Below are 2,568 nucleotides of genomic sequence, written 5' to 3' on the forward strand. Positions count from 1 at the left end.
CATCGGATGTGTAGGTCTTCACATCGCCTGCGAATGCAGTGCCGACACTTGCTGCGCAGACCAATGCAAAAGCCAAGCTGAATGTGGTTCGCATCGCCTTAACCTCTTCCTTAGGTTACGCCTTGCCGAGATTATAACCCGGTTCAGCATCAGTTCAAGAACTTCATGGGAGCGCAGTCTACTCAATCTGTACCGGTGCGTGCCGGGAACAAAGACAGCAATGAGGTTAGACTGGTCATCCCTTCACTTTGGCTATCTGCTGCTTAGATGACGCATGACAGCGCTGTTTTATTCGGGGCGTAAGCCCATTTCCGGGCTTATCAAATGAGCGAGCGCTGGCCGATAACATGCTCCCAACGCTTGATAAGTTGCCGCTGTTTCGAGACGATGACCGTCTCGGTGAAACTGTTGAGCGACGCATATTCCGACAGGAAATTCTTGAGCACCGTACCGAACAGAAACACGCCCTGCCCTTCGAATGCCGCCTCGTCGAACGTCACCGTCACTTCCATGCCGCGAGCGACGTTGAAGCCGTTTTCCTGCTGGATTTTCCGCACCAGCGGCCGGGTCGACACGTCGGTTATGCCGCGGATGCGCCGTTCGATCGTCGGGTTGCCGACATCGGCGAAAAGCATCAACAATTCCCGCAATGCCGCGGCGCTGTCCTTGTTGCTGCGCAGGGCCAGGCCGATGTGATTGAACTGCAGGAAACTAATCAGCTTCCAGAGCATGCTGCCCACCGTTTCGGCGCTCTTGCCGCGCTGCAAGCCAAGCAGGATCGACTCGCGCGGCGGCGTCGGCCCAGCCACACTCTCGAAAGGGATGGTGGTGTTGTCGACCAGCTTGAAACGCACCTTGCCGCGTGCCGCGGTCAATCGCTCGGCGAGATGACGGTTGGTCACCAGCGCCCGGATCTGCAAGGTCCTGACCGGTTCGGCCTCCACCGTCTCGGCCGGTTCCTTGAGGCTGAGGAAGGTTTCGGTGCCGAGATAGGTATTGCTGAGCCCGGCGCGCCGTTCCTTGTCCGTCTTGCGCCGGTCGAGCCGCCGGCTCGAATAGAACAGTGCGGTTGACAGCTTCAGATTGTTGCTGGCGGCAGAGTAGAGAGGATAGACCTGCACCCTTTCCTTGTTGCGCGGAAATTGCGCCGCAACGTCCAGTATGCGATAGATTTCATGGTTGAGCGGCCGGCTGCGGTCAACGATAACAGCTTGCTCATGCTCGTCGGTCCGCATCGGCAAGGGAGCGCAGACCACTTCCGAAAGATTGGCCGCGGGAACGACATAGAGGCCGAAAGCGTCAGGGTTGACGACCGAGATCAGCCGCGGCACGACACTGTCGAATTCGAAGACGATTTCGAAGCGATCGCTGTCAATCCTGGCGAGATGCTGTTTGAGGCCACGCAGGCGGAAGCCGAGATATTTGGCCGGAAAAGCGAAAAACTCGCGCAAATGATTGAAGCCGCTGAAGAAGCGGTCGTCATAGCCAAACAGCGAGGTGTGCGGCTCGAAACCGACGGGTTCGATGGCCTGGCTTCCGAGCGGCAGAACCTTGGCGTCGCCGAATTCGTCTTTGTAGGAAATCGACAGGCGTCGCAGTTTGGAAAACAACTGCTCGTAGAGCAACCCGGCATCGCTTGCCGGCGCCAGCAGATAGATCGGCAGTACATCGGGCGTGCTCTTGTTTACCTTGAACTCACTCGCCTTGCCGCCCGGCGGTGCATCCCAGCCCGGCATGGCCAGTTCGATCGCCATGCCGGCGGCGATCGAGGGCGCGGGAGCCAGTCCGCGCGACTGCAGTGCCGCCGCCGAGCCGAAATACTCGGCCTTGCTGATCTGATAGGGCCAGAGCGCCAGGCTGTCCGCCATTCGGTAGCGACAGATAACTCTTTGATTGGATTCCATGAATTCGGCGTCGAGATAGCTCCCGGCCGGAAGTTTCATGCCGTCGAGCAGGGCCGGATTCGACACGTCAGGCCGCGCCTGCACCAGGGCGAAGGACGGCGTCGATGCGAGGATTCCCGGCATCAACTGCTCGATCAGTTCGACGGTGAACTGGCTGAACTCGCTCTTCAACTTCTGTTGCACGCGGGCGGCCATGAACGCGGCGCCTTCCAACAGCCCACCGATCAGAGGATCGACATGCTCTTCCGTCAGGTTGCCGAGCCGGCCGGCCATCTCCGGATATTCCTGGGCGAATTCCTTGCCGCGCTCGTAGAGCAGCTTCAATTCACGGTCGTAGAGTTCGAGAAATTCCTGGTTCATCCGACGGATGCGCCTTTCGTGACCTGGATCTTGCCGGACGAGAGATCGACCTCTGCCGTCAGCTCGATCTCGAAATCGAGCGGATGCGCCTTTACATCCGCCCTGAGCGACAGTTCGAGCAGCTGGCCGACGTCATCGACCACTTTCTGCCGCTCCAGCCGAAGGGTTTCCTTGATGATGCGAGGTTCGTAAAAGGTGACGGCTGCCATAATATTCTGCTCGATCAGCGACGTCTTCTGTCCTTCGCTGGTCAGCCCATGGAAATCATAGAGGCCGAAGTTGAGAACCGACTTGCGGACAAAGC

2 protein-coding genes are annotated in these 2,568 nt (G+C 58.7%); both read right to left on the reverse strand.

Annotated features, from left to right (window positions below):
* Positions 1-320: 320 nt before the first annotated feature.
* Positions 321-2,264 (reverse strand): type VI secretion system baseplate subunit TssF, encoded by a 1,944-nt coding sequence (gene tssF, locus AC1D06_RS42370; protein ID WP_477991536.1) that lies wholly within the window; start codon positions 2,262-2,264, stop codon positions 321-323.
* Positions 2,261-2,568: GPW/gp25 family protein (locus AC1D06_RS42375; protein ID WP_477991538.1), on the reverse strand; the 308-nt coding region annotated here is incomplete at its 5' end. The genes AC1D06_RS42375 and tssF, both read right to left, overlap by 4 nt.

This window comes from Rhizobium sp. P2_G2 (assembly GCF_056403555.1).